Source organism: Shimia sp. R9_2, assembly GCF_017743735.1.
GTDB lineage: Bacteria > Pseudomonadota > Alphaproteobacteria > Rhodobacterales > Rhodobacteraceae > Shimia.
Map to the genome: position 1 here is coordinate 874095 of NZ_JAGHRO010000001.1, position 22848 is coordinate 896942.

20 protein-coding genes are annotated in these 22848 nt (G+C 59.6%); 13 read left to right on the plus strand and 7 right to left on the minus strand.

The features are described 5' to 3' along the window. The first annotated feature begins 8 nt into the window (after positions 1-8). The 3 genes from J7400_RS04105 to J7400_RS04115 all read left to right on the plus strand — a co-directional run bounded on the left by J7400_RS04105 (position 9) and on the right by J7400_RS04115 (position 5984). Positions 9-1688 (plus strand): bifunctional protein tyrosine phosphatase family protein/NAD(P)/FAD-dependent oxidoreductase, encoded by a 1680-nt coding sequence (locus J7400_RS04105; protein WP_209059832.1) that lies wholly within the window; start codon positions 9-11, stop codon positions 1686-1688. 105 nt (positions 1689-1793) lie between these two features. After that, positions 1794-3533 (plus strand): sulfate permease, encoded by a 1740-nt coding sequence (gene sulP / locus J7400_RS04110; protein WP_209059834.1) that lies wholly within the window; start codon positions 1794-1796, stop codon positions 3531-3533. 177 nt (positions 3534-3710) lie between these two features. After that, on the plus strand, positions 3711-5984 hold the full coding sequence (locus J7400_RS04115; RefSeq protein ID WP_209059836.1) for a methyl-accepting chemotaxis protein: 2274 nt from the start codon (positions 3711-3713) through the stop codon (positions 5982-5984). Here the strand turns inward: J7400_RS04115 and J7400_RS04120 are convergent. Next, positions 5981-7198 carry a peptidoglycan-binding protein gene (locus J7400_RS04120; RefSeq protein WP_209059846.1) on the minus strand — a complete coding sequence of 406 codons (1218 nt, stop codon included), beginning with the start codon at positions 7196-7198 and terminating at the stop codon, positions 5981-5983. The genes J7400_RS04115 and J7400_RS04120 overlap by 4 nt on opposite strands. 194 nt (positions 7199-7392) lie before the next feature. Here J7400_RS04120 and J7400_RS04125 point away from each other — a divergent pair, with 194 nt between their 5' ends. Together J7400_RS04125 and J7400_RS04130 are read left to right on the plus strand one after the other, a co-directional pair. Further along, positions 7393-7986 (plus strand): OmpA family protein, encoded by a 594-nt coding sequence (locus J7400_RS04125; RefSeq protein ID WP_209059848.1) that lies wholly within the window; start codon positions 7393-7395, stop codon positions 7984-7986. Continuing rightward, positions 7983-8780 carry a caspase family protein gene (locus J7400_RS04130; protein ID WP_209059856.1) on the plus strand — a complete coding sequence of 266 codons (798 nt, stop codon included), beginning with the start codon at positions 7983-7985 and terminating at the stop codon, positions 8778-8780. The genes J7400_RS04125 and J7400_RS04130 overlap by 4 nt, the downstream gene beginning before the upstream one ends. A gap of 218 nt (positions 8781-8998) precedes the next feature. Here the strand turns inward: J7400_RS04130 and J7400_RS04135 are convergent, their stop codons facing one another. The 3 genes from J7400_RS04135 to J7400_RS04145 all read right to left on the minus strand — a co-directional run bounded on the left by J7400_RS04135 (position 8999) and on the right by J7400_RS04145 (position 14017). Further along, positions 8999-10921 (minus strand): acyl-CoA synthetase, encoded by a 1923-nt coding sequence (locus J7400_RS04135; protein ID WP_209059858.1) that lies wholly within the window; start codon positions 10919-10921, stop codon positions 8999-9001. Between the two features lie 63 nt (positions 10922-10984). Continuing rightward, positions 10985-12619, minus strand: coding sequence for a choline dehydrogenase (locus J7400_RS04140; RefSeq protein WP_209059860.1), 1635 nt, complete (start codon positions 12617-12619; stop codon positions 10985-10987). 390 nt (positions 12620-13009) lie between these two features. Then, positions 13010-14017, minus strand: a complete 1008-nt coding sequence (locus J7400_RS04145; RefSeq protein ID WP_209059870.1) for an AraC family transcriptional regulator — start codon at positions 14015-14017, stop codon at positions 13010-13012. A 112-nt stretch (positions 14018-14129) separates the two neighbouring features. Here J7400_RS04145 and J7400_RS04150 point away from each other — a divergent pair, with 112 nt between their 5' ends. The 3 genes from J7400_RS04150 (at position 14130) to J7400_RS04160 (ending at position 16308) form a co-directional block, all read left to right on the plus strand. Next, entirely contained in the window at positions 14130-14579 is a 450-nt protein-coding gene (locus J7400_RS04150) for a hypothetical protein (RefSeq protein ID WP_209059872.1), read from the plus strand. 12 nt (positions 14580-14591) lie between these two features. After that, a complete protein-coding gene (locus J7400_RS04155) occupies positions 14592-15008 on the plus strand; it encodes a hypothetical protein (RefSeq protein WP_209059875.1) in 417 nt (138 codons plus the stop codon). Between the two features lie 70 nt (positions 15009-15078). Beyond that, entirely contained in the window at positions 15079-16308 is a 1230-nt protein-coding gene (locus J7400_RS04160; RefSeq protein WP_209059878.1) for an NADH:flavin oxidoreductase/NADH oxidase family protein, read from the plus strand. A 149-nt stretch (positions 16309-16457) separates the two neighbouring features. On the opposite strand, the gene map is transcribed toward J7400_RS04160, so the two are convergent. Then, positions 16458-17324 (minus strand): type I methionyl aminopeptidase, encoded by an 867-nt coding sequence (map, locus tag J7400_RS04165; RefSeq protein ID WP_209059881.1) that lies wholly within the window; start codon positions 17322-17324, stop codon positions 16458-16460. Positions 17325-17397: 73 nt separating this feature from the next. Beyond that, a complete protein-coding gene (gene sfsA / locus J7400_RS04170) occupies positions 17398-18123 on the minus strand; it encodes a DNA/RNA nuclease SfsA (RefSeq protein WP_209059891.1) in 726 nt (241 codons plus the stop codon). 46 nt (positions 18124-18169) lie between these two features. On the opposite strand from sfsA, the gene J7400_RS04175 reads away from it, so the two are divergent. The 5 genes from J7400_RS04175 (at position 18170) to J7400_RS04195 (ending at position 21498) form a co-directional block, all read left to right on the plus strand. Continuing rightward, on the plus strand, positions 18170-18889 hold the full coding sequence (locus J7400_RS04175; protein WP_209059894.1) for a molybdopterin-binding protein: 720 nt from the start codon (positions 18170-18172) through the stop codon (positions 18887-18889). Next, on the plus strand, positions 18886-19617 hold the full coding sequence (locus J7400_RS04180) for a GNAT family N-acetyltransferase (protein ID WP_209059896.1): 732 nt from the start codon (positions 18886-18888) through the stop codon (positions 19615-19617). Before J7400_RS04175 ends, J7400_RS04180 begins: the two co-directional genes overlap by 4 nt. 15 nt (positions 19618-19632) lie before the next feature. Beyond that, complete coding sequence (locus J7400_RS04185; protein WP_209059898.1) at positions 19633-20205, plus strand: peroxidase-related enzyme; 573 nt, start codon at positions 19633-19635, stop codon at positions 20203-20205. Further along, positions 20202-21179 carry an OmpA family protein gene (locus tag J7400_RS04190; protein WP_209059901.1) on the plus strand — a complete coding sequence of 326 codons (978 nt, stop codon included), beginning with the start codon at positions 20202-20204 and terminating at the stop codon, positions 21177-21179. Before J7400_RS04185 ends, J7400_RS04190 begins: the two co-directional genes overlap by 4 nt. A 91-nt stretch (positions 21180-21270) precedes the next feature. Then, positions 21271-21498: a WGR domain-containing protein gene (locus tag J7400_RS04195; RefSeq protein WP_209059910.1), complete on the plus strand. Its 228-nt coding sequence runs from the start codon at positions 21271-21273 to the stop codon at positions 21496-21498. A 51-nt stretch (positions 21499-21549) separates the two neighbouring features. On the opposite strand, the gene J7400_RS04200 is transcribed toward J7400_RS04195, so the two are convergent. Then, positions 21550-22746 carry a hydantoinase/carbamoylase family amidase gene (locus tag J7400_RS04200; RefSeq protein ID WP_209059914.1) on the minus strand — a complete coding sequence of 399 codons (1197 nt, stop codon included), beginning with the start codon at positions 22744-22746 and terminating at the stop codon, positions 21550-21552. Positions 22747-22848 lie beyond the last annotated feature (102 nt).

Sequence of the window (22848 nt, forward strand, 5' to 3'; positions counted from 1 at the left end):
GGGTTCACATGAACATCAAACGACTAACCGATCAGGTTTCGGTCAGCCCGCAGATTGTGGCCGATGATATTGCCGAGATTGCCGCGCAGGGCTTTCGCACAATTTTGTGCAATCGGCCTGATGGCGAGGGGGGCGATCAGCCCTCCTTTGAGGAGATAGAAGCTGCGGCCAAGGCCGCAGGGATTGAGGCGCGCTATGTGCCGGTGCAATCGGGTATGGTGCGCGATGAGGATGTGGCCGCATTTGGCGCGGTTTTGGAGGAGGTCCAGCGCCCGGTTTTGGCCTATTGCCGGACCGGCACACGCTCGGCGACGCTGTGGTCTTTCCATCAATCCAAATCGCGCCCGATGACCGAGATTCTCGCGGCCACGAAAGCGGCGGGCTATGACATGAACGGCGTGGCGCGGCGTATTTCCAATGGAGGCAAGACCCCCACAGATACGGGCGACGCCCATTTTGTGGTGGTGATTGTTGGCGCTGGCGCCGGGGGCATCGCGGTTGCAGCCAGCCTGAAGGCACGGCAATCGGGCCTCAATATCGCGGTGATTGATCCTGCTGACATCCACTACTATCAGCCCGGCTGGACCATGGTGGGGGGCGGCGTGTTTGAGGCGCAAACAACCGCCAAGACCATGGGATCTCTGATCCCCAAAGGCGTGCATTGGATCAAATCCGCGGTGGCAGCGTTTGAGCCGGAAAACAACGCGGTCATTCTGGATGGCTGCCGGGTGGTGAAATATGACCGGCTGGTGGTCTGCCCGGGCCTGAAGCTGGATTGGGCAGCCGTCGAAGGCCTTGAGGAGACGCTCGGCCGCAATGGTGTGACCTCAAACTACCGCTATGATCTGGCGCCTTATACCTGGCAGCTGGTGCAGGAGCTGCAGGAGGGGCGTGCGCTGTTCACCCAGCCGCCGATGCCGATCAAATGTGCGGGGGCACCGCAGAAGGCGATGTATCTTTCCGGGGATGCCTGGCACCGAAATGGGCGGCTGAAGAACATCGACATCCAATTCATGAATGCTGGTGGGGTGCTTTTCGGGGTGAAGGATTATGTCCCTGCGCTTTCGCAATATGTGGAGAAATATGACGCGACGCTGAACTTCTTCCACAACCTCGTCGCGGTGGATGGGGCTGCGAAGACGGCCACGTTTAAAGTGGCCCAGCCGGATACCTATCCTGCGGAGGTCACGGTGGACTTTGACATGATGCATGTCTGCCCGCCGCAGGTGGCACCGGATTTCATTCGGGTGTCGCCCTTGGCGGATGCCGCAGGGTGGGTCGATGTGGATCAGGCCACCTTGCGCCACACGAGCTATGACAACATCTGGTCCCTTGGCGATGTGATGAACGCGCCAAACGCCAAGACCGCCGCCGCCGCGCGCAAACAGGCACCGACGGTGGCCGATAACATCGTGGCGGATATTGCGGGGCGCTCGCCAACCTCGGCTTATGACGGATATGGTTCCTGCCCGCTAACGGTGGAGCGCGGCAAGATTGTGCTCGCGGAATTTGGCTATGGCGGCGTGCTCAAGCCCAGCTTCCCCACTTTCCTGCTGGATGGCACCAAACCCAGCCGGGCTGCTTGGTTCTTGAAGGAGACCATGCTGCCGCCGATCTACTGGAAGGCCATGCTCAAGGGGAAGGAGTGGCTGGCAAAACCGGAGAAGATCAAGGTCGCACCGAACTAAAGCGCGCTTCGCCAGCGTCGTGCCCGCCTGTCCCATGTCGCGATGGGCGGGCGCGGAACTGCGCGATGGGCCGAGGCCCGCAAAACACAGATGACGGAAAACACAATGTCCCACCCCCTGCGCCGGTTTGTTCCCATTCTTGATTGGGGGCGTCGCTATGACCGGAACGCACTGTCAAATGACCTGATCGCTGCGGTGATCGTGACGATCATGCTGATCCCGCAGTCGCTGGCCTATGCGTTGTTGGCGGGGTTGCCGCCGGAGGCAGGCATTTATGCCTCGATTGCGCCGATCATCCTGTATGCGGTCTTTGGCACCAGCCGTGCTTTGGCGGTGGGGCCGGTGGCGGTGGTGTCGTTGCTAACCGCGTCAACCATCGGGCAAGTGGCAGAGCAGGGGACCGCTGGGTATGCGGTTGCAGCACTCACGCTGGCGTTTCTGTCCGGCGCGTTTCTGGTTCTTTTGGGGGTCCTGCGCCTCGGGTTTTTAGCGAATTTCCTGAGCCATCCGGTGATTGCCGGATTTATCACGGCTTCGGGCATCCTGATTGCCGCCAGCCAGCTCAAACATATTTTGGGTGTGAGCGCCCATGGCCATACGTTGCCGGAAATGCTGCTGTCGATTGCCCGGCATCTGCATGAGATCAACTGGATTACAGTGGGGATTGGTGTTCTGGCCGCGGGCTTTCTGTTTTGGGTGCGCGCCAACCTGAAGCCGCTTCTGAAAAAGCTTGGGGCTGGGCCGCTTCTGACTGATCTTCTGGCCAAGGGTGGTCCGGTTTTTGCGGTGGTGGCGACCACGCTTGCGGTCTGGGGGCTGAATTTGGGGGAACAGGGCGTGCGCATTGTTGGGGATGTGCCGCAAAGCCTGCCGCCGCTGACCCTGCCGGGATTGAGCAGTGATCTTATCGGCGCGCTATTGCTGCCTGCCATCCTGATTTCGATCATTGGATTTGTGGAAAGTGTTTCGGTGGCGCAGACCCTTGCGGCCAAGAAACGCCAGCGCATTGATCCGGATCAGGAGCTGATTGGACTGGGGGCGGCCAATCTGGGGGCGGCGTTCACCGGGGGCTTTCCTGTCACCGGCGGCTTCTCCCGTTCGGTGGTCAATTTTGATGCCGGGGCGGAAACCCCTGCGGCGGGGATCTTTACGGCAGTGGGGCTGGCGGTGGCCGCGGTTGCGCTGACCCCTCTTGTGTATTTCCTGCCAAAAGCAACGCTGGCGGCAACAATCATCGTGGCGGTACTGTCGCTGGTGGATTTTACGATCCTACGTAAGACCTGGGCATACTCTCGCGCGGATTTCACCGCCGTGGCAGCCACGATCCTGCTGACGCTGGGGCTGGGTGTGGAGGTTGGTGTGGCCAGCGGTGTGGCTATTTCGGTGCTGCTGCATCTTTATAAGACCTCCAGCCCCCATGTGGCGGAGGTGGGGCTGGTGCCGGGCACGCAGCACTTTCGCAATATCCTCCGCCATGAGGTGGAGACCGTGCCTGCGCTGGTGACGCTGCGGGTGGATGAGAGCCTCTACTTCGTCAATGCGCGGTTCCTTGAGGATTTGATCCAGAGCCGTGTCACCGCCGGTTGTGAGGTGCGCGATGTGGTGCTGATGTTCTCTGCGGTCAATGAAGTGGATTATTCCGCGCTGGAAAGTCTGGAAGCCATCAATGCCCGTCTGAGAGACATGGGGGTGGGGTTGCATCTGTCAGAGGTGAAAGGGCCGGTGATGGACCGGCTGCGGCGCTCGCATCTGATTGAGGCGCTCAATGGCGAGGTTTTCCTGTCTCAATATGACGCCTGGCAGAGGTTTGGCGTGCCGAAGGATGTGCCTCAGGTTGCGGAGTAGGGGCGGCGAGAAGGCGCGTGGCCCGTGAAACGCCCAATATTACAGCGCTTGGGTAGGCGGCCTCCTCCTTTGGGATAGGCCACATGACCGCTTAAAGAATTCTCAGGATTTCTGCGCCTAGGCTCCGTGAAATGCGCGCACACGTCGCGTGAGAAGGCATGGTCGGGAGGCGTTTCTATGCTCAAGTTTGGCAACCTTTCGCTCCGGCTCAAGCTGCCCCTGCTGATGGTCGCGTTGACCGCCACGTTCCTTGTGGGGGTGTCCTTTTCCGTCTACCGGATGGCAGAGCAGACCATTCGACAGAATGTGTTCTTTTCTCATGAGACCTCCGCCAATGCGGCCCAGCAGGCGCTGACAGCCATGATTGATGCGGTGCGCCGCGATCTGGTGATGAATGCGGATCAGCCCACGACCTTCCGCGCGATCAGCAATTTTGAGCGCGTGATCAAGATGATCGAAGCCGACGATCCGATCCAGTATCTCACGGACACTTACGTCACCAACAATCCGCATGCGGCAGAAGAGCGCGCCAAACTGGTCGATCCGGGAGATGGCGAATACTACAGCCAATCCCACGCCAGCTATCACCCAACGTTTTTGCGGTCGCTCACGCTCAATGGATACAAGGATATGTATCTGTTCAACACAGAGGGGCGGCTGCTGTATTCGGTGACCAAACAGGCGGATTTCGCGCAGGACTTCTCTGCCGGGGCAAATGCAGAGACAGGTTTGGGGCAGGTGTTTCAGGCCGCTTTGAAGGCGCAACCGGGAGAGATCAGCACATCTGATGTTGCTGCTTACGCGCTTGGCGATGGCGTGGCAGGGGCTTTTCTTGCGATCCCGGTGCTGAGCAAGAAAAAGGTGATCGCGGGCGTTCTGGCGGTTCAGCTTTCCAGTGAGCGTATCGCGCAGGCCCTGGCGGGCAATCTTGAGCCAAACGGCGGGCAGAACATGTTTCTGGTAAGCCAGGATGGGCGCGCACGCAGCCCGTCCTTGATTGAGGGGCAGTTTGCGGTTGCCGATATATTGCCGGAGGCACCGCATATTGCTGCGGCCGAGGCGCGCGAAGAGGCGTTGTTTGAAAGCGTAACAACCGGCGCTGGGCATACCGTGATTGGACTCGTCAAACCTTTGGAGGTTGATGGATTCTCCTGGGCGCTGGTGATGGAGACAGACCGCAATGCGGCCTTTGCGGTTGTGCGCGACATTCGCATGGTGGCCATCGCCATGATCGCTGCGGCTGTTGTTTTGGCCACGGTCGTGTCTTGGCTTGTCGCAAGCCGGATCACGCGCCCGATCCAATCTCTGCGGGAAGTGACAAGCGCGCTGGCGGAAGGCACCTATGACGTGGAGATCACCGGGCGTGCGCGGGGCGATGAGCTTGGCGATCTGGCCAACGCGATGGGCAGTTTCCGTGACCGGCTGAAGAGCGCGGATGCGGCCTCTGCCCGAGAAACGCAGGCGGCGCAGAAAACCGCACATGTGGTGGCAACCATGAATGATGCGCTGTCTGATCTGGAAGGCGGCAATCTGGCCTGTGACATCACAACGCCCTTTGCGGAGGACTACGAAACGCTGCGGGAGAGCTTTAACCGCGGCCTCGCCAACCTGCGCGACTTGATGACAGGTGTGATTGATGCGGCGGGCAATGTGGATCAATACTCCAACGAGCAGAAGTCTGCGGCAACCGTGCTGGAAGCGCGCACAGAGGCGGCCGCTGCGACATTGGAAGAAACCGCGCGCGCGGTGGATCACCTGTCTGAAGGTGTGACAGCCACTGCGGATCGCGCAACCCGTGTTGACACGGCCATGCAGGCCGCGCGCAATGAGGCAGAGAGCAGCCGCGATGTTGTGTCCTCTGCGGTGTCGGCAATGGATCAGATCCAGACGGCCTCTGATGAGATTGCACAGATCATCGGTGTGATTGACGACATCGCCTTTCAGACCAACTTGCTGGCCTTAAACGCGGGTGTTGAGGCTGCGCGCGCAGGCGAGGCTGGCAGCGGATTTGCGGTGGTGGCCTCTGAGGTGCGGGCGCTGGCTCAGCGGGCTTCCTCTGCTGCGGGCAAGATCCAGACCCTGACCGGGGCCAGCGAAGACCATGTGGCCAATGGCGTTGCCATGGTGGGACGTGCAGGCGAGGCGCTGAGCAGCATTATCACGCAGGTGGGGTCTGTGTCGGATCTGGTGACCGAAATTTCCGAAGGTGTGCAGGAGCAGGCGTCTGATCTTGATGAGGTCAATGCGGCCATGCGCAAGCTCGACAGCATGACCCAGCAGAACACGGCCATGGCAGAAGAGGCCGCCGCCGCCAGTCAGATGTTGCAGGGCGAGGCCCAAAGCCTAACCGGCATTGTGTCGCGTTTTGAGATGGATGCCGTCAGTGCAGAGGAAGTGGCAGCGTTGGAGGAGCCGGAAGCGGGCTTTGAAGACACGCGCCTTAGTGCTTAGAATTCGACGTCTTCTTTGATGAAATCATAGAGGTTTTTATAGAGCCCTTCGCAGTTCTGATTGTTCACACATTGCGGTGACGTTGCAGGGGCTGCGGGCACGGTGGTGCGTGCGGCGGGCTTGGCGGGCTGGCGTGGCTGCATTGGCACGGATGCGGGTACCGATGCTGGCTTGGCTTTGGCGACGGGGGGCGGCGTGGCCGCTTGCAGGCGTTCGATAAAGTCAAAATCCACTTCGCCATTGGCAATCAGATGGTGCTTGGTTTGAAACCGGGTGATCGCCTGGCGGGTGGCAGGATCCAGCGCGCCGCTTGGGCTGCCGCTAAGATAGCCGAGCGCAATCAGGCGGCGCTGAATGTCCTTGGTTTCCGCACCGGTAAGCACATGTTTGCGCTCGCGTTTCTGGGCGGCGCGGGCATCTGTCATATCGCCCTGCAGACATTGCCAATAGGGCACACCCGCGTGTTTGCCCAACAGTTCGATCAGGCCAAGCTCGATCAGATTGCGGACCGCCTGGCCCTGACTTTCAACGCGGTCGATGGAGATCGGAACGGCCACATCCAGATCGTCGATCATGCCCGCGACCGTGCCGCTGAGCCCGCGACGGGAGACAACCATGGAATTGGAGACAGAGCCGCCAGCGAGCACCTGACGGCTGGGATATTGCACGAGATGCAGATCCACCGAGACAATCGAAAGCGTACGTTTGCTGCGGTAAAGCGAGGTGGTGATGCCGCGCCCGCTGTTGGAGTCATGGCCTGCGGTGATGGTGTTGTCGACCGTGTCAGAATCGAGCTGGGAAATTGATCCTCTGATATAGAGGTTGGGTTTGACCTCGCCCTTTTTGCGGGTTGTGACCAGCTCCAGCTGACCAAACCCGGAGATGCGGGCCTGATCCAGAAACACATAGCGCCCGCTGCGTTGGTTCATCTGGTTGAGCGCGTTGATGAGCATGTCGTCCGCGCCCACATCAATGTCGCGCGTGTCATCGGGGATGTCTGAGGACGACACCAGATAGCGCCGCGCGGGCAGCTGGGCAAAGAGCCCGTCCATGCAGCGCAGGGATGGCGCAAAAGAGGTGAAATTCCGCGCCGGTCGTGCATTGGGTTGCGCAATCGCGGGGGCAAAACTGGCGTGCGAAGAGGCGCAGCTGGTCAAAATGAACGCGGCCAGAAGCCAGAAAATCACAACGGAAACAAAGCGAACCCGAACCAAGAGGACACCATACACATAACCAAAACACCCCAATAGTGTGCGGCCAGTTGGTTTACACCGGTAAAACGGATCGGTGTTGTTGTGCGCGTTTTTGCTGCGAATTTTCTAAAAATCGAAGGTTTCCAAGTTACGCTCTGTTTAGGCTTTCGTGCCAGAATAGACGCGTTGCCACTGTGTTTTGTTTGGTTCTGGCTATGATGTTTGTGCGGTTTTGCAGCCTTATTGGCGCTCTCTTTCTTCTGTCTTCTCATGTGTTTGCGGCTTCGCGTGAGCTGCCGGTTTCGGCAGACGGTTGCGCGATCCATTTTGCACTGACGGGGCAAGTGGGGGCGGGGTGCGCGCCGCCTGCTCGAGCAGAACTTGGCGTCGCGCGGCGATTGCCGCCTGCGGGATTTGACATCACAGCGGCCAGTCTGGACAGCGTGCCTGAGGAGCAGGGGTATTTTATCCGCTTTCCCTTCAATTCCGATGATTTGACTGAAGAGTATAAGGCTCATCTGGCGCGGTTGGGGCGTGTTTTGAATGCGCCGAAGCTGGCGCAGAGTTGTATCAAACTGGTTGGCCATGCGGACAGTGTGGGCGGGCCTGCCTATAACCGGCGATTGTCCGATGCGCGGGCGCGGGCGGTGGCGGCTGCGCTGGCCAGTGCGTCCCAAGTGGATATGGGCCGGATCGCCACAGAAGCGCAGGGCGAAACCGCTCTTCTGAGGGGCATCCCGGGGCCACATCCGTTGAACCGCCGCGTGGAAATTCTGGCGCGGCCGAGCAATGGAACCCGTTGCAAGTGATTTGGCGGGCTCTGGTTGTTCTGCTGATCGGTGTCGTGGGCGTTGCGCACGCCGCATGGGCCGACATTCGCGACCAGCGATATGTCGCGCTGGTGATTGGAAGCGGAGCTTATCCGGGGGCGGCGGCGCTAACCAATGCGGTGGCGGATAGCGGGGCGATTGCCGCGCGTCTGCATGCGCTGGGCTATAGTGTGGTGCATCTTGAAAACCCGACACAGGCGGAGGTGATGCGCACGCTGGGCGTGTTGCGCTGGGCGGCTGAGGATGCGCAGCAGGTGGTGGTTTATCTGGCCGGACATGGGGTGATGCAGGCGGGGCAGGCCTTCTATGTACCAGTGGATGCGATGAACGGGCCGCAGTTTGATCAGTCTGGGCAAAGCCCGTCGGAGGCGCAGATAGGGGCTTTGTCTCAAACAGTGCCACTCTCCGCAATTGTGCAGGCGCTTTCAGACAAACCGCGCAACAAGATCATATTTTTTGACGCATGCCGTTCGGTTGTATCTCTGCTCGGGGACGGGCCTGGCGGAAGCGGGCGCGGCATGGAGGCCGGGGTGGTCATCGCATTTGCGTCTTCGCCGGGTACGGTGGCTTATGACGGCCAAAATGGCCACAGCCCTTTTGCGCAGGCTTTTTTGCGCCATGTCACACAAAATGCCCCGCCGCTTGGGGATGTGCTGCGACGGATGCGGGTCGATGTGGTGCGCCAGACGCAAGGGATGCAGGTGCCTTGGGTGCGCTCTTCAATGTTGCAGCGTGCGTTTGTGCAACCGATGCCTCCGGCGCCCAATGGTTAGGGTATGAGCTGTCGGCTGATGCGAAGGGGCGGGCTGGGCGCTGAGCGGGTCAAACCGGTGGTTTCAGCCCTTCGGTGCAGATCGGTTCCGAGTACTTGGTATTGGCGCTCTTGTGGCAGGGCACGCGTTGCGGACCTCTGTGGTGGGGGCAAAGTAAGAAGCGCCGCAGAGAGGACTGCGGCGCTTCAAATCTGTCAGTTTGGCTGAGGTGTCGCGGGTCAGCTGATGGCGACGGTGAAGGCAAATTGGCCCAAGGCGCTTTGCAATGCGTCTTGACCGGACGCCACCGCAACTTTTGCAACAACGCCGCGGCTGGCATCCTGCACCACATCGAGGCTGAGCAGCTCGGCGGAGAGCTTTTGCGCCTCTTCCCGCACGGTGCGCTCGATTTCCATCATGTTGAGCGTGACCTTGTGGATCTTGCCAACAGCGGTCACCGGCAGGGTCTCAAGGCAGACGAAATCCTTTGGCACCGCCGCGCGTTCGGTCACATGGGTTTGTGCAAACTCCAGCAGCGCGGCCGCATCAACCTCTGTGCCAGCCGATTTCTGATAATACATCACCGGCACTTCGCCCACTTTGGCGTCTGGGCGGCCGATCACGGCGGCCATGGCGACGGCGGGGTGCTTGTGCATGGCTTCTTCGACGATTTTGGGGTCGATGTTGTGGCCACCGCGAATGATCAGCTCTTTTTTGCGACCGGTCATCCAGAAGTAGCCATCCGCGTCACAGCGCGCGAGGTCGCCGGTGTTGAACCAGCGCTTGCCGTCTTGCTCCAGCCAGATACCTTTGTTCTGCTCCTCGATCAGGTAGCCGTCAAAGACGTTGGGACCGGTAATGTAGATCACCCCGGCCTCATCCACCTCGGCCCAACGCTCAAATTCGTCGTTGTCGTTGAGAATGGCGATGCGCATGTCCTGATAAGGGAAGCGCATTCCGATGGAGCCGATGCGCGGCTCTGGGTTGTTGATCGGGTTCATGGAAGACGCCAGAACGCCTTCGGTCATGCCGTAGGCCTCAACGATGGAGACGCCAGTTTCCGCCATGAAGGCATTGAACAGTTCGACCGGCATCGGCGCCGCGCCACAAGCGCCAAAGCGCAGGGAGCTGAGGTCTTTGTCTTTGTGCGGCACCTGCATCAGCGCGCCATAGATGGTGGGCACGCCGGAATAGGAGCTGATACCATAGTGCTCAACCATTTCCCAGAACCCTGCGATCACGCCTTCGCCGCGATAGCCGGAAGGGGTGGCCAGCACGATATGGCCGCCGTGCATCCATGGCAGCAGGCCGGTTACGAGCATAGCGTTGGTGTGAAAGAGTGGCAGGCCGCACAGCGCTGCGGTGCCCGGGCCGACGTTTTCCGCGCCAACATAAAGGCTTGGGCACCAGGAGTTGTAGACCTCGCCAAAATGGGTGCGTTTCACGATTTTGGGCAGGCCGGTGGTGCCACCGGTGCAGAGCATGGTGGAGGTGTCCTGCGGACCCGGCGCATCAAAGGTGAGCGTATCGGATGGATCGTTGGCGATTTCATCGAGCAGGCGGGACATGGTGACATTGGTGCCCTCAAGCGTGGGGGCGACCGGAGGCAGAGGCAGGGTTTCGGGCCAAACGCCGTCCCCCTTGATGTAGGGCGCAAAGTTGCAGAGCAGGATGTGCTCCAGGCCGGGCACGTCTTTGGCTGCGGCGCTGGCTTTCTCCCAGATGTCGACACCGGGGGTCTGCTCAAGTGTTATCAGTACTTTCACACCGGCGGCTTTCAGCAGGTCAGCCATGTGATCGGCTTCCATCAAGGGGTTGATGGCGAGCATGCCACCTGCCGCGCTGCCTCCCCAGATCGCAAAATGGGTTTCTGGCATGTTGGGTAGGATGTAGGCCGCCACATCGTCGCGGCCGATGCCGAGGCGACGCAGGGCGTTGGCCGTTTGGGTGATGCGCGCAAGCAGCTGGCCATGGGGCAGCACATAGGGCGTGCGCATGGCTGCGGCGCTCAGAAAGAAGCTGAGAGCAGGGGCATCAGGGTTGAGCGCTGCGCCTTTTTGCAGCGCCTCATAGGTGCTTTGCGGCAGGTGCCGATCCTGCAAAGGTGTCCGCTCAAACGCAAGAATTTCATCCATGGTTTTGAGAACGGTATTGTTATTCATTGTCTTTCCCTTTTTGGTCCGGCACCCGCCTCCGTTCGTGTGAGGCAGGATGTCAGTGTGTCATCAGGCCGCTGCTTTGATCTGGTCCGATTTGATCATGTCGGCGGCTTTCTCTGCGATCATCATGGTCGGGGCATTGGTGTTGCCCGAGATCAGATTGGGCATGATGGATGCGTCGATCACGCGCAGCCCTTCCATGCCGTGGACGCGCAGCTCGGGATCAACCACCGCCATCTCATCGACACCCATCTTGCAGGTGCCCACAGGGTGATAGATCGTGTCCGCGCGCGCACGGATGTGTTTTTCCCAATCCGCATCTGTTTTGGCGTGTTCCGTGCCAAACATCTCTTTGTGGCGGTACTTTGCCAGCGCCGGGGCCTCCATGATTTCGCGGGTCATGCGGATGCCCTTGATCATGGTTTCCAGATCGCGGCGGTCTTCTAGGAAGGCCGGATCAATGGCCGGGCTGTCAAACGGATCCGCGCTCTTGAGCGTCACAGAACCGCGGCTTTCCGGGCGCAATTTGCAGATGTGGCAGCTGAAGCCATGGCCGTAGTGCAGTTTGCGGGAGTGGTCATCCACCAGCGCCACGGTGAAGTGCAGCTGCACGTCTGGGCGATCCAGCGACGGGGAGGTTTTCAGGAAACCCGCGCCCTCCGCAAAGCAGGTGGCCATCATCGAGACGCCGGTTTTGCGCCATCTTTTGAGGTGCCCCATCATTTTCAGGCCGCCGCGCAGGCTGATCCCGAAGTTGTCGAGGTCTTTGGATTTATAAGCCAGGGTGAAATCGAGGTGGTCCTGCAGGTTTTTGCCAACGCCAGGTAGGTTGTGGCGCACTTCGATACCGTGTTTTTGTAGGTCCTGGGCATCGCCGACGCCGGAGAGTTGCAGAAGCTGCGGCGTTTTCAGCGCGCCACTGCAGAGCAGCACCTCGCGTGTGGCGTTGACAGTGATGTCCGCGCCTTTGCCATCTTTTTTGTAGACCACGCCGGTTGCGCGCAGGCCGTCAAATGTGAGCTGCGTGGCGTGGGCCTTGGTGATCACAGTGAGGTTGGGGCGGTCCATGACCGGGAAGAGATAGGCGGCGGCGGCAGAGCAGCGCTCGCCGTTTTTGGCCTCATCGTGGAACTGGGTGACCTGATAGTAGCCAACACCCTCGTTGTCGCCACGGTTGAAATCTGTGTTCTCGCGGAACTGCAGCTGGCGGGCCGCTTCGACAAAATCTGCGGTGATCGGGCGCGCTTCTTTCTGGTCAGACACCTGAAGCGGACCACCGTTGCCGTGCACGTCGTCGGCGCCGCGCTCGTTGTTTTCGGATTTCTTGAAGTAGGGCAGGATGCTGTCCCAATCCCAGCCTTCACAGCCGAGGTTGGCCCATTCGTCATAGTCCTGACGCTGGCCACGTACATAGAGCATGGCGTTGATCGCGCTGGAGCCACCAAGCGCTTTGCCGCGCGGCTGGTAGCCCTTGCGGCCGTTCAGGCCGGGCTGCTCAACGGTTTCCATGATCCAGTTGTTGATCTTGAACGGTTTGCCCGGAAGCATCGCCACAACCGCGGCCGGCATGCGCACGAGGATGCTGTTGCCGCCGCCGCCTGCTTCGAGCAGGCACACGTTGATGTTGGGGTCTTCGGTCAGGCGATTGGCGAGTACACAACCCGCAGATCCACCGCCTACGATCACGTAGTCAAAATTCATAATATTCCTCCCTTGCCGTATGCTAGAAAATCGAGCGGTTTGAGGAAGCGTCTTTGAGGACATTTTTTTGACACTTCCGGCCAGTCGAGTTCCTCTGTTGTTCCAGATTTTCAATCCTGAGTGGTTTTTAGGTTGCTGGAAATTTTGAAACTAAGGGGAGGTTTGCGCAGAATGCAAGTCGCGCGCGGCAGCCGGAGATGACTGCAATCTTTTGTTAAGATTTCACAAAAACGCTGTTTGGGTTTGCGTCATTGGCTCAAAAGAGGCTGTGAAACAGGCGTGCTGGGCCCTTGGGTTTCAATCCTTTGATGTGCGATCTGTTGCAGTGTCAGGCTTGAGGGCTGCCTGCCTGACGTGGCGGCAGTATGTGCGCCCTATTGGCGGAAATGTTCAGGCACTTTGTTTCAAGCTGCCGGGGCTGTAGCCGTATTGCTTGGTAAAGGCGCGCACGAAGCTTGAAGATTCGGAGTAGCCGGTGCGCCATGCAACGGTGGTGACATCCAGACCAGCGGTGCTGAGCAGCTCGTGTCCGATCGCCAGACGAGCCTCAATGAAGATCTGCCGGAAAGACGCGCCTTCTGCGGACAGGCGGCGGCGCAGGGTGCGTTCGCTCACCCCCAGTTTGGCCGAGATGGAGGCGATTGTCGGCTCGTTGTTCATGTCGAGCAGAATGGCCTCACGCACTTTGGAGCGCATGTCGTTGGGGGCGGTCTCAGTGAGGTTGAGCAGGCTGCGGCATTGCTGGAGGCATTGCTCCATGGTCGCGGGGTCATGGCGCGGCAGGGGCGTGTCCATCAGGTGATCGGGCACCACGATGGCGTTGCGGTCGCTGTTTACGATGACCTTCAGGCCAAGTAGCTTCTGTATCGCTGCTGCGTTTTCCGGCGCATTGAGCGTGGATTCCACCGTCATCTGCGCGAGCGACAGTTTTGGCAGCACTTCTGAGGTGAAATTTGTGAACACCGTCAGGTGGCGTTCCAGCACAAAGGTTTTGACGCTGGGCGGCAAGCCATCGGTGTCATAGATCAGCAAGGTGCTGTTTTCGGCGCGCTCCAGTTTGAACTGGGCGATCAGAAAGGACAGGTTGGCAAAATCCACGGCGGTTTTCAGGCCAGCGCGCAGGGACGGGCTGCTGACAATAGCGTAGCCCCAGATCCCGAACACCTCGGGGCGATAGAGACGCCCGATTTCCACACCCAAACCCGGCCGGTTTGTGGTGTGTTTTAGAAAGTTGCCAATCACAGCAACCTCTTGGGCGATCGTCACTTGGGTGTCGTTGTTGTAGAGGTCGAATGTGACCAAGCCCGTTCCTTGCAGGCATTGCTCTGAGCTGACGCCATAATTTGGCGCTGCTTCGCACAGGATGCGGATGCTGCCTGCGGGGCGTTTTAGTGACATATCTAACATGATCAGACGCTAAATCACGTGGCCGGAAATGTCAAAATGATGTCCCCAAACGTCATCGGCTTTCCTTGGCGGTCGTCTATTGTGATGTGATCGGGAGGTACATATGCGATCACTTATTACCATTCAAGAAGGTCAAATTTCGCTCGAGCAGATCAAGGCGTTGGAAGAGGTTTTGCGTAAACTTTACGCGGAACACATCTGCGACGACAAACTGACCATCATTTGGAACATTGCGGCCAAGCAGCACACGATCACCGATCGGAAGTGGTCTCGGTCCTCTACAGTGACCATGGAAGTGCCGGACGGGCTGGAAACCCAGAAGCGTGAAGCCTTCATGCTGGAGGTGGAAAAGAGCTGGCGTGCCGTAACCGGGCAGCACCCGGATCAGGTGGCCGTCGGAGCCTTTGACCAGTCGCGCTACACGGACATTCTGAAAGGCAACCTGACGCGGTTCTCCACATGGGGGCGCATCAGCTATCTGGCCAAGCTTTTCACACGCATCTTTATATCCAAGGCACGGTATGGAGTGCTGATTACCCGATTTAACCAGTGAGGGAGGAGACTCATGCCGCTTTATACTCTGGCTTCCAAGAAGCCGTTTGCCGAGCAGACACGTTTTGACATCGCACAAGTGATCACGGATGTGCACTGTGGCTTGACCGGCGCGCCAACCGAGTTTGTGAATGTGGTTTTCATGACCGGCTACAGCATGCGCCGCGGAACCATTCTGGGTGTGAACGGGAACGTCCGCACCGGAGGAGACCGCACCGCCGGTCTTTATGAGCAGCTCAACCAACAAATGCGCCAGCGGATCGCGGAAGCGGCCAAGCTGGATCTCTCCAAAGTTCTCGTCACGCTGATCGGCATCGAGCCGCATTGGGTTGTTGAAGGGGGCATGGTTTTGCCACCACCCGGCGAAGAAGCGGGCTGGCTCGAACGCAAGAACGCCGTTCACGCTGCAATGGGCGTGGGCACGGCGTAAAGACTACAATGGAAACTGGCCGCATGCGACAGGGTATGCCGGCCTGTACAGACATCAAGGAAATACAGACATGGCAACGCTCGGAGATTCTCTGACGCTGAAATCGGGTACGGTTCTGCGCAACCGGATTTGCAAGGCTTCGATGAATGAAGCGCTGGCAACGCCGGACGGCAAGGTAACGGACGCGCATGTGTCGCTCTATGAAGCATGGGCGGACAGCGGCGCGAGCCTGCTGATCACCGGCAACATGATGGTAGACGGCAAGCACATGAACGAGCCGCTTGTTGTGGACGCGCTGCTGGACACCAACATGGATTTGCTGCGCAAGTGGGCAGCCACCGGCAAACGCACCAACACCCACATCTGGCCACAGCTGAACCACCCGGGCAAGCAATCGCCAAAGATGGTGAATGATGCACCGCTGGCGCCGTCTGTTATGCCGATCCCCAACGACATGTTTGCGCCGCCACGCGAGCTGACCGACGCCGAAATCGAAGGCATCATCGACAGCTTTGCCGAAGCGGCGGCGCGTCTGGAAGAAGCGGGCTTCACCGGTGTTCAGCTGCACGGCGCGCACGGCTATCTGATTGGCCAGTTCCTGTCTCCGCACCACAACCGTCGCGAAGACAAATGGGGCGGCAGCTTTGAAAACCGCTTTCGCTTTGTGGAAGAGATCTACAACCGCACCCGTGCCCGCACCGGCCCTGGTTTCAACGTCGGCATCAAGATCAACTCCTCTGACTTCCAGAAGGGGGGCTTCACCGAGGAAGATTCCATCGAGGTGGCAAAGCGTCTGGACAAGCTGGGCATCGACCTGATCGAGATTTCCGGCGGCAGCTGGGAAAACCCAGTGAACCGTAAAGGCAAGCAAGAAGCGAAAAAGGAAAGCACGCTGAAGCGTGAGGCCTATTTCCTTGAGTATGCTGAAAAGGTGAAAAGCCAGATTTCCACACCTTTGGTGGTGACCGGTGGGTTCCGATCGTCTGAAGGCATGAGCGAAGCGCTGGGAACCGGTGCAATGGATATGGCCGGTGTGGCCCGTCCGTTTGCGGTGGATCCGAAGTTTGGCAAGCACGTGATGCAGAACAACAAGCACGTGTCCCCAGTGGCGCCGATCCGCTCGGGTCTGAAGAAAATCGACGCAATGGCGATCATGGAAATCAGCTGGTACACGATGCAGATCGAGCGCATTTCGCAAGGCAAGAAGGTGCAAACCAAAGCCGACGGCATCTGGCCTGCGCTGCGCGTGATCTATCGCTTCTGGAAGAACGGCAAAGCAGTAAAGCGCGTCCGCGCCTAACTCTACCGACCGTTTATCGTGATTGAGGGCCGCCCAGTTTGGGCGGCCTTTTTCGTATCCGCGCTGCCGTAGAGATGCTGGAAAGGGGTTTAAAGCTTAGGACTGCGCGGGGTGATGGCTGCCTGCGTGGGGCAGGCAGCGCTTCGGGCTTAGCCCCAGGTTGGGTGGAAGAGACCGGCTTTGGAGAGCGTGAAGATGTCTGCGCCGTCCGAGGTCACACCGATGGAGTGCTCAAACTGTGCGGAGAGCGATTTGTCGCGTGTTACCGCTGTCCAGTCATCTTCGAGCACTTTGGTTTCGGGGCGGCCCAGGTTCACCATTGGCTCGATGGTGAAGAACATGCCTTCTTCGAGCACAGGGCCAGTGCCTGCGCGGCCATAGTGCAGCACGTTTGGCGGCGCGTGGAACACGAGGCCAAGCCCGTGGCCGCAGAAGTCGCGCACCACAGACATGCGCTGGCGCTCCACATAGGTCTGAATGGCGTTGCCGATGTCACCAAATGTGTTGCCGGGTTTGACGGCTTCGATGCCCAGCATCAGCGCGTCATGGGTGACCTGAATGAGCTTTTTGGCAAACGCCTTGGGTTTGCCGGCCACATACATGCGGCTGGTGTCGCCAAACCAGCCGTCCACGATCACGGTCACGTCGATGTTGAGAATGTCGCCATCCTGCAATTTGTCATCGGCGCGCATCGGGTCTTCTTTGCGGGCGCTGGTCTCTTTGTTCCATTTGGGGATCGGGCTGCCGGGGATACCGTGGCAGACAACGTGGTTCACACTGATGCAGCTTGCGTGCTGGTAGCCGCGATAGCCGATGGTGGCGGATTCAGCGCCAGCCGCGACGACTTTGGACTCAATCAGGCGGTCCAGCTCGGCCGTGGTCTGGCCGGGGAAGACATGCTCTGCGATCTCATCAAGGATCTGCGAGGCAAGCGCGCCTGCTTTGTGCATGCCTGCATGGTCGCCTGGGGCGTAGATGCGAATGCCATCGCGGGTTTGGCGGCCTTTGCCGATCATCTGAACTGCTCCATCACCTAGGGTCCGACGCTATGTAAGGGCAAATGCCTCAAAGCGCCAGAGGGGGCTTATGCTATGCGTCAGAAAGGGTTTCGGGGAGGTGAAAAGGCAGGCGTTTGCCGATGGTGATCTGCGCTGGCGTGATGTCGCAGCGATAGGCGATCACCTGCACGCCTGCGGCCTGCGCCTTGACGAAGGTGGCGGCATAGGTCGGGTCGATGTCATGGGCCAGTGTCACCCGCTCCGCGTCAGTGCGCTGCACCAGATAGAACATCGCAGCATCATGGCCCTGCGCGCGCATCTCGATCAGCTCTTCCAGATGTTTGGCGCCCCGCGCGGTCACGCTGTCAGGAAACTCGGCCACACCGGGCTGGCGTGACAGAGTGACGGATTTGACCTCCAGATAGAGGTCCGGGCGGGCGGGACCGGACAGCAGGAAGTCAATCCGGCTGTTTTGACCGTATTTTACCTCTGGGCGGATCATGTCGTAGCTGGCGTATTCGCGGATTTCGCCCGCCATTAGCGCGGTTTTTAACGCGCGGTTGGGCACAGAAGTGTCCACCCCGGTGAAATCGCCGCTCTCATGCTCCACCAAACGCCAGCCGTATTTGAGCTTTTTCTTGGGGTCATCATTGGGCTCAAGCCAGATTTTCATTCCTGGTTCGGCCAGCCCCATCATTGAGCCTGGATTGGCACAATGTGCGGTCACCTCTGTGCCATTTTCGAGCACCGCATCGGCAAGAAAGCGTTTGTATCGGCGGATCAGCGTGGCGGGGATAAGAGGGGTTTGAAAGCGCATGGGACAGGCCTATACCTGCACTAAGCTGCTGACAAGGAATGAGATCATGACAAACCCTACTGCCGCCATGCTGGTTATCGGTGATGAAATCCTGTCGGGTAGAACGCGGGATGCGAATATGCACTATCTTGCGGGTGAGCTGACCAAGCAGGGGATCACGCTGGCTGAGGTGCGTGTGGTGCCGGATGTGCCGGAGAAGATCATTGGCGCGGTGCGTTCCCTGTCGGCCGAATATGACAGCGTGTTCACCTCCGGTGGGATCGGGCCGACCCATGACGACATCACGGCAGATTGTGTGGCCGAGGCCTTTGGTGTGCACATCGACATTCGCGATGACGCGCGGGCGCTGCTGCAAAAGCACTATGACAATGCCGGGCAGGAGTTTAACGCGGCGCGCCAGCGCATGGCGCGTATCCCCGATGGGGCGACTCTGATCGACAATCCGGTGTCGGTTGCGCCGGGGTTTGTGGTGGAGAATGTCTATGTGATGGCCGGTGTGCCTTCGGTGTTTCAGGCGATGGTGGCGAGTGTTCTGCCAAAGCTCACAGGTGGCGCACCCTTGCTGAGCCAGACCCTGCGCATTGAGCGCGGCGAAGGCGAGATTGCCGGACCGCTGGGCGAGTTGGCTGAGGAGTTTTCCGATCTGTCAATTGGCTCTTATCCCTATCAGCGCAATGGCGTGTATGGTGCCAATGTGGTGGTGCGCGGCACGGATGGTGCGCGGATTGATGCAGCCATGGCGCGGCTGTCCGGGCTGTTCGCATGAGTGCGACGCCGGATGCGCGGCAGCTTTATGATGTCGTAGATGCCACCTGGCCCGCAGCGCGGAGCTTTGCGGTTGGGCCGTTTCTCATTCGCGAAGGCAAGGGCGGGGGCAAGCGGGTGTCTGCGGCCACCGCGCTGGGCCCCTATGACGACAGTGATATTGCGCGTGCAGAAGAGGCTATGACCGCGTTGGGACAAGGTCTGTTGTTTCAGCTACGCGAGGGCGAAGAGGCCTTGGATGCGGCGCTGGCTGCGCGCGGCTATGAGGTCATTGATCCTGTCATCATGTATGTGATCGAGGTGGAGGCGCTTTCGCAAGAAGAGCCGCCGCGCACGGCGGCAATCCCCGCTTGGGAGCCGCTCAAGATCATGGAAGAGATCTGGGCCGCAGGTGGGGTTGGCCCCAAACGTATCGATGTGATGCGCCGCGCAGAAGGCCCGAAAACCGGGATGATTTCGCGTTGGAACGACAAGCCTGCAGGGGCATCTTTCCTCGCCATGCATGAGGGCATCGGCATGGTGCACTCGCTTGAAATTCTACCGCATCAGCGCCGTCAAGGCGTTGCGCAGTTTTTGATGCGCCGCGCCGCGATCTGGGTGCAGCAGCACGGCGGCACACATCTTTCGGTGATCTGCACCACGGCGAACGAAGGGGCAAACGCCCTCTATGCTTCCCTCGGGATGCGCGTTGTGGGACAGTATCATTACCGCCAGAAAACAAACGCTTGAGGGAGGGGAAAGACCATGAGCACAGCAGAGATGCCAACCGCACTCGACATTCCGATGATGGACCCGCTGCCGCCGGAGACGCAGCGCTATTTCGAGATTTGTCAGGAAAAGCTGGGCATGGTGCCCAACGTTCTGAAGGCCTATGCCATCACGCTGGAGAAACTCAACGCTTTCACCGCGCTCTATAATGATCTGATGCTGGGCGAGAGCGGGCTGAGCAAGCTTGAGCGCGAGATGATTGCGGTGGCGGTGAGCTCGATCAACAAGTGTTTTTACTGTCTGGTGGCGCATGGGGCCGCGGTGCGGCAGCTTTCGGGTGATCCGAGCCTCGGCGAAAAGATGGTGATGAACTGGCGTGTGGCGGATCTGGATGCGCGGCAATATGCGATGCTGGCCTTTGCCGAAAAGATGACGGTGGCTTCGAGTACAATTGAAGAAAATGACCGTCAAAAGCTGCGCGATGTTGGCTTTTCCGATCAGGACATCTGGGATATCGCCAATGTGGCGGGGTTCTATAACATGTCCAATCGTGTGGCCTCCGCGACCAACATGAAACCCAACGAAGAGTATCACGCACTAGCAAGATGAAAACGGCCCTGGCGATAGGCTTGGCGATCATGGCGCCTTTGGCGTGCTGGGCATTTGAGCCCCAGTTCGATGGCGAAGGTCAGTTGATGGCCGATGTGTTTGAGCCTCAGGGTGTTTTGACTTTGCCAGTTGGGCGGTTTGCTGATGGTGTGATGCCGACGCGCAGCCTGCCGGGGAATGTGACCCGGCGCAGCTGGCGTATCTCGCGTGGGTTTCGCGGCACGGGCATGTTGACCGCCACGCTTGCGGCGCAGATGCGCCAGCAGGGGTATGACGTGGTCTTTGAGTGTGAATCCGATGGTTGCGGCGGGTTTGATTTCCGCTTCGGGATTGATGTCCTGCCGCCGCCAAAGATGTTTGTGGATCTGTCGGATTACTTCTTTCTCTCAGGGACCAAAGACACAGACACCGGGCTGGAGGCGGTTTGGATTCTGGTGAGCCAAACCGTGCAGGCGGGCATGGTGCAGATTGAAAGCGTGTCCCCTGCAAACACCGTCGCTCCGGAGCCTCTGGCACCAACAGGTGGGGGCGGTTTTCAAGGCGTGGCGGAGATTTCGCCGGATGGTCAGGAGGCTGTGTCCACAAAATCCCTGTCAGATTTGAGTGCGCAGATTGAGGGCACCGGGCATGTGGTGCTCGATGATCTGTCCTTTGAGACCGGAGCATCCAAGCTGGCGGAGCGGGAGTTTGCCTCGCTGAAGGCGCTTGCCGCCTATCTGAAGGCAAATGCCGAGACACGCATCGCGCTGGTTGGGCATACGGACAGTCAGGGCGCGCTGGATGTGAACACCCGCATCTCGCGACAGCGGGCACAGGCTGTGAAAGACCGGTTGGTCAGCCAGCATGGCGTGCCATCCAAACAGGTCGAGGCCCGAGGGGCCGGTTATCTGGCGCCCGTAGCCAGCAATCGCACGGACGCGGGGCGGGAGGCCAATCGGCGTGTGGAAGCGGTGTTGCTCAACATCACTGAGTGACGGATGGAGGCCGGCCAAGTTGGCCCGCCAATTTTGCATACCCGCACGATGCGAAGTTGCGTCCGCTGACGCTCTGCAATAGAATCACTTCATGGCCATCTGCATCATGTACAAACCAGCGCTGCGCACCCGCCCAAGATACTACCGGGTGGAGATCGCGATGAACTTGTTTGAAGAGGTCTCTGTCATGCGCGAATGGGGGGTGAAGGGCGGCAAAGGCCGCACCATGATCAGCATCTTTGGCAACCTGCGCGATGCGTCTTTGGCGGCGGATGGGTTCCGGCGCAAAGCCCTGCGTAAGGGATACGCGCGCAGCTAGAACCCCGCGTATTTGACGGGGCCGCCTTTTCTCATGTCGAGGCAAACTGCCTCAATTGGCCAAGCGCGACACCGCGCGGGCGAGCACTTCCAGACCTTTGACCAGATCTGCTTCGGCGGTGTCTTCCGCAAACACGTGGCTGACGCCGTTGATGGAGGGCACAAAGAGCATGCCGGCCGGCAGGATATTGGCCACATTGGCCGCGTCATGCAGCGCGCCGGAGGGCATCAGGCGATGCGCATCCGGAGCAAGCGCGGCTGCGGCGTCCGACAGCGCGGCTTTAAGGCGCGGGTTCATCTGTGTCGGAGGCAAGGCCCATTCGCCGCCAAAAGAAACACGTCCGCCAAAGCGGGTGGCGCAGTCTTTGGCGAGCTTTCTGATCAGTGTGTCCATGTCTTGCAGGCGGGTCTCGGACCCGTCGCGCCATTGCATGGAGAAGGTCACGCTGCCGGGCACCACGGAGCTGGCGTTGGGATGCAGGGAGACGTGGCCGATGGTCCAGACCGTGGTGTCTGTGACAACGTCCGCTAGGGCTGCATTGAGTGATTGGTTGAACGCGGAAAGCATCTGAAATGCGTCTTTGCGGGTGGACATGGGCGTTGTGCCAGCATGGTTCTGTGCGCCGTCAAAGGTGATCTTGAGATCGCGGATGCCGACAATCTCGGTCACAACACCAATTTGCTCACCTGCCAGATCGAGCCAGGGGCCCTGTTCGATGTGCATTTCCAGAAAGCCAGTGAACTGTGCGGGATCCACCCAGCCCCGATCCAGATGGGCCATACTCTGTCGGGCCTCTGCGAAGGTGATGCCCGCATCATCTGTCACTTGGTCCATCTCGTCGAGCTGGGTCACGCCGCTCCAGAGCGCGCTTGCGGTGGTGCCACCAAAGCGGCCTTCTTCGTCCTGAAAGGACACAACGGATACGGGCGGGCCGCCGCTTTCCTTGTTGGCGCGGGCGATTTCAAGCCCGGCGATGACCCCAAGCGCCCCGTCGAGCCAGCCGCCTTCGGGCTGGGTGTCGCTGTGTGATCCCAGCAGCAACGAGGGTGCCTCTGCCAATCCCCAGACCGATCCGGCAGGGTCAAAATGCGGCGTCAGCCCGGCCTCTTCAAAGCGGGTGGCAAGCCATTGGCGAGCGGCGATGTCATCCGCACTAAAGGCCTGCCGTTGCACACCTTTGCCTACACCCGCCGCACCAATGGCGCGCAGCGCATGGAGGTCTTGAAGAAAGCGGTCGGGATTGAGCATGGATGGGCCTCACTTGTGAATGGCCAAACCCTAACCTCCCGCAGGGCAAGCGCAAGCCGGTGGCGGCGAATTCGCTTTCCCAAGGCGCGTCGCTTCGCTACG